The following is a 9,636-nucleotide window of genomic DNA, read 5'->3' as shown; positions in this document are numbered from 1 at the left end:
AGGATATCATTATGAGTAATACAAATATTACAGATGCAATTGCAATTATCGGTATTGCATGCCGTTTCCCCGGAGCAACTGATAAAGACATGTTTTGGAAAAACCTTCAGAGCGGCAAAGACGTTCTGACAACCTTTACAAAAGAAGAATTGTTGCAAAACGGCGTGTTGCCGGAAACAATCGAGAATCCAGACTACGTGCCTTGCGGGTATCCTATTGATGATATTGAAATGTTTGACGCTTCTCTCTTCGGTTACTCTCCGGCAGAGGCCAAACGCATTGATCCTCAACAACGTTTGTTTTTACAGTGCGCATGGACAGCGCTGGAAGATGCAGGCTATGCACCAGATTCAAAACTTCATACTGGGGTTTTTGCTAGCGCCAAGATGAGCACTTATCAAAATGCTCTTTCCGATCCAAATACAATTGGAACAAGTGCCGCCTTCGCCTCCGTTCTTGGTAATGATAAAGACTACATTGCAACCCGAACATCATTCAAACTGGGGCTTACCGGCCCCAGCTTCACAGTACAGACAGCTTGCTCAAGCTCTCTTGCTGCAACACATCTCGCGGTAGAAAGTTTACTTTCCGGCGAGTGCGACATGGCGCTCGCAGGTGGTGTTTCAATCTCAATTCCACAACGAGTCGGATATACCTACGAAGAAGGGATGATTTGCGCACCAGATGCTAAGTGCCGCGCTTTTGATAAAGATGCAGCTGGAATCTGCGCCAGCAACGGCGTAGGTGCTGTACTGCTGAAACCTCTTGAAGATGCAGTTGAAGACGGTGATCCTATTTATGCTGTCATCCGCGGCTCTGCCATGAATAATGATGGAGCAAACAAAGCCGGCTTTACCGCCCCGAGCGTATCTGGTCAGTACTCTGTCATTCGCGATGCATTATCAGTTGCTGAAGAATCTGCAGATAATATTGGCTATGTTGAAACTCACGGTACAGGAACATTGCTCGGTGACCCTATTGAGATACAGGCTCTTACAAAGGCTTACCGGGAAGACACAGATGCCAGCGGCTATTGTGCAATTGGGTCAGTCAAAAGTAATGTAGGCCATCTGGATACTGCAGCTGGAATTTGTAGCCTAATCAAGACTACATTAGCATTACACCACAAAGAAATTCCGGCAACGCTCCATTACTCCACTCCCAACCCACATATTCCATTTGCCAGCACCCCCTTCTTTCCCATTGCCAATGCGACAACATGGAAGAAACGTAATGAAAAACGATTGGCTGGTGTAAGCTCCTTTGGCGTTGGCGGAACAAATGTCCACATGATTCTTCAAGCTGCAGAGGATGTTACTTCATCAAAAAAGCACCGTTGCCCGCTTGACTCCTCCTCGGACTCAACCGTGAGGTTGCCATATCTTACCCCCCTATCAGCACATGACATAGATCAGTTGGACGAGCTACGCACAACAACCATTGATTACATGAAAAAAAACGAAGAGCTTCCACCTTCATCTGTTATGAAGACACTCTTTAAAGGAAGAAAACACTTTCCTCACCGCATTGCTGTCGCAGGATCATCTATAACTGATGTCACTAATGCGTTAGAAAATACAGAATCCACCTCTTCAACTCGCCCACCTAAAATCGGTATGATATTTACCGGACAAGGTTGTCAGTATAGCGAAATGGGTAAGGCACTTTTTACTACTTCAAAAGTTTTTCAATCAGCACTATTACGCATTGAAAATGCTCTTGAAAACCAACTGCCGCATCCACTAACCGAAATTCTTTTCAACAAAAAGCACGCTGGACTTCTTGACCATACGTCCATTACCCAACCAGCCATTTTTGCAATTCAATATGCACTGACCGAATACTGGAAATCGCTTGGTATTGAGCCGAAGGTGGTCACCGGACATAGCATTGGTGAATTTGCTGCCGCTTGCGTAGCCGGTATTATGACACCGGAAAATGCTGCTACATTAATCGCCCACCGTGGAGCTCTTACCGGCTCTCTACCTCAAGGCGGAGGCATGATGGCAGTTCTTGCTCCTCAAGATACTGTTATTACCATGGTGCAAGAGCGCCATGAACTCTCACTTGATATTGCTGCATTCAATGGTACGGATCATATTGTTCTGTCTGGAAAAACTGAAAATCTGAAGCAAGTAAAAGCCGATTTTGAAGAACAAGGTTTTTTCTGCAAACTGTTAAGTGTATCCCATGCCTTTCACTCTCGTCATCTTGACCCTATTCTTCAAGAATTTGGTAATATTGCAAATTCATTATCTTTTGCTACTCCGACCTTAGAGTACATTTCCTCATATACGGGTCAAAAGGAAAATACATTCACCACTACTTCTGATTACTGGATGAAACACCTTCGTAATCCAGTTCAGTTTGTTGATGCTATGCAGACACTGATGAAAGAACAGTGCGATATTGTGCTTGAAATTGGGCCTCATCCTATTCTCATCGGAATGGCAAAAAAATTTATCAAAACTACCCCAAAACCTTTTGCATGGATTCCGTCTATGCAGCGTGAAGATACTTCTTTGCTTCCTACTTACAATGCCATTGCGACCCTCTATAAATCAGGCGCTTCTTTAAACATTGATGCTTTTATCGACACTTCGGCTCAGTCCATTCCTCTTCCGACCTATCCTTTCAAGCGTGAACCACACTGGGAACCAAGAGCTGTTTTTTCTGTAGCTGAGAATGCACCTATGCAACCTACTGGAACTCCACCATTCTTCATTACTAAACAGCCTCACCCGACAACAACCTACACGGCGCAAATCGGACTTGACCAATTCCCGGCACTTAAAAACCATATCATCAATGGAGAACTGGTCGCACCGCTGGGCATTTTAACCGACGTAATGGCTCAAGTATGGAAAAAGCAGAATGAAAATACTCAAAAGGTAACTATCACAAACTTATCCCTTCATGCCCCTGTACTTCTTGATGTAGAGCAGTCACAAACAATCCACTTGCTTCCTCAAGATAATGGAAAAATTACACTCCTTCAAAAAAGAAAAGATGAATGGGTACATTGCGTTTCAGCACAAATTGAAAAACAACTCCCAGAACAGCTTAACGTTAAAGAAAAAACTGGTTCCACATTTACTAAAAACGAATTACCTGAAGTTCTTCAACAGCTTGGAGTTGATTCAGACGGTCACGAACTTTGGACATTAAAAAATGCTCAAGCAACGGAGAATACAGTTCAGGCTAATATTGTCCTTAGCGATCGACTCCTTGCAGGTATAGCTAAAGGCACTGAAGACGCTATTCATCCTTCAATAATAGACCCATGCATCCAATTGCTAGGAGGAATAACACACCTCTTTACTGCAAAAAATGGGGCACCGTGCATTTTACTTCCTACAGGAGTGAAGTCTACAACTGTCTATGGTTCCCACGAAGCACAGGTTTGTTGTGAGATTACTCTTACAAACTCTACAGATCAGACTGCAACGTGCGATATCAAACTGGTAACACCTGAAAAACAATCTGTTGCAGAACTCATTGGCCTTTCTTTTCTTAAACTGCCAGTTGAAAACAAAGAAAACATTTCACACCGATTCACTTCACTTCGTTGGAAAAAATACGAAGAACTTCACAACAACGATGTTCTCCCTACAGTAACTCTTAATAGTGTGATTTCTGAATACACAGTGCTGACAGAACTGCCAAAACCTTTACTCCCGCCGCAGCTCAAAGAAGGAAACATCCTTACATCAGAAGCAATTCCTTCTAGCTCAGCAGAAAAAGTACTTTTCTACGCAGGCAACGTTCCTGAAAAAAAACTGGTTCAAGTTATGAAGTCTCTCGCGTCTCACAACAGGCTTAAAGAACTTGTAGTAATTACGCAGAGAGCAATTGATCACAACCAACACTCTAGTCCTATTCCAGAACAAAGAGTTGCGTGGGAACTTGCACGCGTATTAAAAGCTGAACGTCCAGAATGCTTAGTGACACTCATTGATGTAGACACTCTTAACCAGCTATCAGAACTTCCTCGTGAATCTAAAAAAGGATTCTTTGTTTTACGTAACAAAGAATGGCTCGTCGCAGAATTAGTGGACGAAGAACCCACTAACGAAAGTGTCCTTATTCCAATCGAAGGTACAACAACACTCGTAACGGGGGGCACAGGCGGTCTAGGTCATAACCTTATCGCCCGCCTTATTGATGAAGGACACAAAACTATTCTGGTTACTGGGCGATCTGCGCCAAATGACAGCATTAGAACTGCATATTCTGAATTCGAAAAAAGCGGTGTCACCATAGTATTCCAAAAGGCAGATTGTAGCTCTACAAGCGAAATGAAGAGTGTGCTTGCACTTTGTAACAGCTCGTTGCCACCATTAGGATCAGTTTTCCATCTGGCTGGCCAGACAAGCAATAAGCCTCTCGCCGAACTGACATGGGAAGAGTACAGAACTGCGACTAAAGCGAAAATGATTGGTGCAGCCTTGTTAGATGAGTACACGAGGACTCACCCGGTAGCACAATTTGTATTATTCTCTTCCATCTCAACATTACATGGAATAGCCCATGCTGGAGCATATACTGCTTCCAATGGATACCTTGAAGCAATTGCTGCGAAACGTTGTTATGACGGACTGGCAGCAACATGTATTTCATGGGGGCCATTTAAGGATTGCGGTATGCTCTCTCAGAACGAGGAAGATCATACCGCCCGTGAAGCGTTGGGAATTAATGCGTGGACTGCAAATGCACTCTCTATGCTGAAAAAAACCTCTTCGAACAAAGCCGTTCTTATCGCCGCAGATATTGTGTGGAGCACTTTTAATCAGGCAATGGAAGCTGCCGGAACCCCGTTGGCTTTTACCATTGAACAACCGGTGCAAACACTGCCTGTTTCAAACACTGCTTCATCAAACAAAACCAGCTCTCTTTCTTTACAAAACTTAGAGCAGAGCATTTCTGAAGCAGTTACCAGACTTTTGCAGATACCTACCAGCCCTGATCATGATGAAAATCTACTCATAGCAGGTCTAGACTCCCTGCTTTTCCTTCAATTTTCTCAGCAGATAAAAAAAGAACTAGATGTACGTATAACTCCAGCAGAAGTCTTTGCTAACCCAACCATTACGAATATTTGTGCATGCATCCGAACAAAAGCTCAGCCAGAGACATCTACTACACAAGTAGCCCATTCACCTTTTACAAAAGAAGAAACAAAACCATTCCCACTGACGGATACCCAGTACGCATACTGGGCAGGTCGCAGTGAAACAATGCCAATGGGCAATATTTCCTGCCACAGTTACGCTGAATATGACGTAACTTCACTTGATAATGAAATTTATGTTCAGGCATGGGATGCCCTCATTGAGCGCCACCCAATGTTGCGCATGACCATCAATGAAAAGGGACAACAACAAATTCTGTCTACGGTTCCCTCTCTTGATATACAACATCATGACCTCTCAGGCCTTATTGAAGAGGAGCAACAAGGTGCCATGGAAGGCATTCGTGGCACGCTCTCTCACAAAGTTCATGACACTACAAGCTGGCCACTCTTCACTGTTGAAACCATTCAGCTGTCTAAGTCTGTAACCAGAATATGCATGAGTATAGACTTATTACTTGCTGATGCACGCAGTTTGCAAATCATGATGCGTGAGCTTCGTGATATCTATGCACAGGGACTCATTTCCGGAATTCCATCTGCAATGAAAAACCTTCCGGAACTACAGTACTCTTTTAAACAATACACTGCAGATACTAAAAAGTTTTTAACAAGCTCTGAAGGCGCAACCTTACTTTCCAATGCGGAATCTTATTGGGAAAACCGGTTAGAAAGCCTTCCTCATGGTCCAGAACTCCCTACCCTTGTGGCACCGGAGTCCATTGCTACCCCTAAATTCACGCACCGCTCCTGCGTAATCAAGAAAAACGTATGGGAAGACATTAAAAAGCAAGCTAAAGCTCACGGGTTAACACCTTCTCTTGTGCTCCTAAGTTGTTACGCTGAAGTGATTGCACGTTGGAGCCACAACAATGCTTTTTGTCTCAACGTAACTCTTTTCAACAGGCAACCTTTTCATGAACAGGTTTCGGATGTTGTCGGTGATTTTACCACACTAAGCCTTCTGGAAATAACTAATGACCCAACACTGCCTTTCGCATCACGCGCCGGTGCTGTTCGTGATCGCTTCTGGGCAGATATGGAACATACATCCGTATCCGGTGTTGAAGTCATCCGCAAATTAACACGAAGTGGAAAACTTCCATTCGGTGAAAGCTACCCTGTTGTGTTTACCAGTAACATTTCCGGTGGCAACTCATCTGGACAATTACTGGAAGCATTGGGAACCCGCGGATTCAACATTAGCCAGACACCGCAAGTATGGCTGGATAATCAAGTCCATGAAAACAATGGCGACCTCATCATTCATTGGGACTCTGTAGACGAGCTTTTTCCAGAAAACATGATTGAAGACATGTTGTCTGCCTACAAATTAATTCTGATGCAACTCTCCAATACTGCATCCTGGGACATCAAAATATTTGATTGCCTCCCACAACGCACCTTGCAGGCACTTGAAGATATGAACAAGACAGAAGCGCCATGCCCAGAGTACAACCTATGGTCATTATTCACAGCTAAATACAACGCAACGCCAGATGCGACCGCAATCATTTGTTCTTCCGAAGAGATATCTTACGGCGAACTCGGAGCGCGTGCTGCCGGCTTTGCATCTCGATTATCTGAACTTGGAGTAAGGCCCAACACTCTTGTCGGCATCAGCTTACCTAAAGGAATTGATCAAATTGCAGCAGTATTAGGTACGCAAGCTGTCGGAGCTGTATTCGTACCTATTGCTCACGAACAACCAGCAAGTCGTAAACAGATTATTGCTGAGGAGAGCAACCTCGCTTTCATCATCGCAGAAGAATCATTCAGCGAGAACGTCACACATGTGGCTCCGAATACAACCACAGACTCACCAGAAAATTACTCTGGCCCTGTTTCAAATAGCGACCTCGCGTACATCATTTTCACCTCCGGTTCTACTGGAAAACCTAAAGGAGTAAGTATTACGCATGAGGCGGCAGTAAACACACTGATTGACATCAACAGACGGTATGCCGTCTCTCATAACGATGTGATATTCGGTGTATCCCGATTAACTTTCGACTTAGCAATTTATGATATATTCGGAGCTCTTGCAGCCGGAGCCACTTTAGTCTTACCAGATGATTCAAGACAAAACGATCCAGAGCATTGGATTGATTGTTTAGCATCATACAAATGCACAATATGGAACTCTGCCCCTGCATTAATGCAGTTGGCTATCCAGTACGCACAAGCAGCAAAGCGCACCTTCTCTCACCTGCGCCTTGCAATGCTTAGCGGAGATAAAATCGTTCCAGATATGCCTCAAGCACTGCAACAGATTGCCCCAAACGCAGTTCCAAACAGCCTTGGCGGTGCCACCGAAGCATCTATCTGGTCTATCTGCCACCCAATAAAAAACTATTCTCCAGAAGACGGCCCTATCCCGTATGGTCGTCCTATGATGAACCAAGAGTGGTATGTACTAGACAGCGGTCTGGGGGCTTGTCCTGAGCATGTGGTTGGAGACTTATACATTGGCGGTAAAGGACTGGCACAAGGCTATTATGGCCGCGATGATCTTACCCAAAATGCATTCCTTACTCATCCAGAGACTGGAAAACGTATCTACCGGACTGGAGATATGGGAGCATTTATGCCTGAAGGTTATTTAACAATTATAGGGCGAAGAGATTTTCAGGTGAAAATCAGAGGGCATCGCGTTGAACCTTCAGAAATTGAACATGTATTATCAGCCCACCCTGAAGTGAACCAAATGATTGTTACCCCAATCACTACGAATAGCGGTACAGCCCTAGTCTCATACTATTCGGGCACAGCTCAAAAACACGATCTAGCTTCATACGCTGCGGAGCAACTTCCAAGATATATGGTGCCTGCATACTATGTTGCAATGAAAGAGTTTCCAATGACACCAAGTGGAAAAGTTGACCGTAAACAACTTCCACAGCCTGCGATAGATGCAAGGCCTGAAAAGCAGGCTGAAGTCTCAACTGAACTGACTCCGCTTCAGGCTACAATTACTGAGGTATGGAATGACTTGCTTCAATTAGATCACACACCACTTGATATGGACTTCTTTAACGCTGGAGGAGATTCTGTGCTTGCGGCTCAGCTCGTTCTGGGAATCCGCAATGCATTAGATGTAAGCCTTGCGCTGCCACGCTTATTTGAAAATCCGACAATTGAATTACTCAGCAAATACCTCATAGAAAAGCATCCAAGCCTAGCAACTAAATGCTCAAAAGATGAGACAATACCTTCTGTTGAAAGTGAACCTCTTCAAGAAAAAGAAGCATCATCTATAGTAGATATCGTGCACGTAGACGTTTTAAAAAAACATCCTGTTTGCGCGTTCAGGCCTGACATTTCTGGTTTGCCAACCGTTCAAGGCACCTTTAAAAAACCATTTATTACTGGAGCAACTGGATTCCTTGGAATCCATGTTCTCAAATCTCTGCTGGAAAATGGTGCTGAAAACGTAACCTGCCTTGTGCGTGCAAAAGGTAAGCAGAGCGGCATACAACGTATTCTCGATACAGCTCAGGTATATGGTTTCTCACTCACGCCATGGATAACCAATATTCAAGCCGTGAATGGTGACCTTTCTCAAAAATACTATGGATTATCAGAAAGCGACTTCACCGCTCTTTCCGAGCAAGTAGATGCTGTCTTCCATGCCGGAGCGCTTGTCCATTACATCTATTCCTGCGAAAGTTTGCTCGGGCCAAACGTTATTGGTACCCGAGAGGCGATTCGCCTGGCATCAACAGGAATTGTCAAACCACTGCATCATGTATCTACGGTATCTGTTTTTTCACCGCTACGATGCACCGACGATCTGACTATTCTAGAAGACGAACACATTGAACAAGATATGAACGTCTTTGGTGGATACCCGCAAAGTAAATGGCTAGCTGAACGTCTGATACAGAATGCAATTGAAGCTGGGCTACCTGCATACATTTACCGTCCGGGGCTTATCACAGGAACAAGTTCAAACGGAACATGGAACAAAGAAGATTTCCTGTGGAGAATCATACAAGGATCATTGCAAGCAGGAGTTATTCCAGATCTCCAGCGAATTGAGAACTTCCTGCCTGTAGACACAGTCGCTGAAGCCCTCGTACATATTGCCCGTGGGGAACTCGCTGAACATGTTTATCATCTTGATGGATTTAATCCTGTTTCCTCTCATCAGTTGATTGAAAAACTACAACAATGCACAGCTGAGCTTAAAGTGGTTTCCTATGCCGGATGGCGAGAAGCCATTGCTCGTCCTGAGAATCCGCTTTACCCGCTTCTTCCTCTATTCCCAGAAGAAGTGAATCCCGAAAGCATTTCTCGCCAGCTGCGTTTTGATAACTCCAACGCAAAAAAGGCGTTACAAAATAGTACAATCTGCTTCCCATCACTTAATGACCTGCTTCCTGTCTACTTGAAAAGCATGGTAGGATAAAAAAAAATAGTTAGTGGCGGCCTATTTTAGGCCGCCACTAACTATTTTGATAACGACTTGCAATTTCAATTAATACTGATTAAGTAATGTTTAC

General features: G+C 44.2%; 1 protein-coding gene. It reads left to right on the top strand.

The window, feature by feature from the left end; translation table 11 throughout:
* The first annotated feature begins 11 nt into the window (after positions 1-11).
* The gene (locus QZY95_RS01775; protein ID WP_290918568.1) at positions 12-9,542 is read left to right on the top strand and encodes a non-ribosomal peptide synthetase/type I polyketide synthase; all 9,531 of its coding nucleotides are present in this window, start codon (positions 12-14) and stop codon (positions 9,540-9,542) included.
* Positions 9,543-9,636 lie beyond the last annotated feature (94 nt).

The sequence above is a fragment of the Halodesulfovibrio sp. genome (genome assembly GCF_015482765.1).
In the GTDB taxonomy this organism is placed as follows: domain Bacteria; phylum Desulfobacterota; class Desulfovibrionia; order Desulfovibrionales; family Desulfovibrionaceae; genus Halodesulfovibrio.
This window is presented reverse-complemented; position numbering and strand designations above follow the sequence as displayed.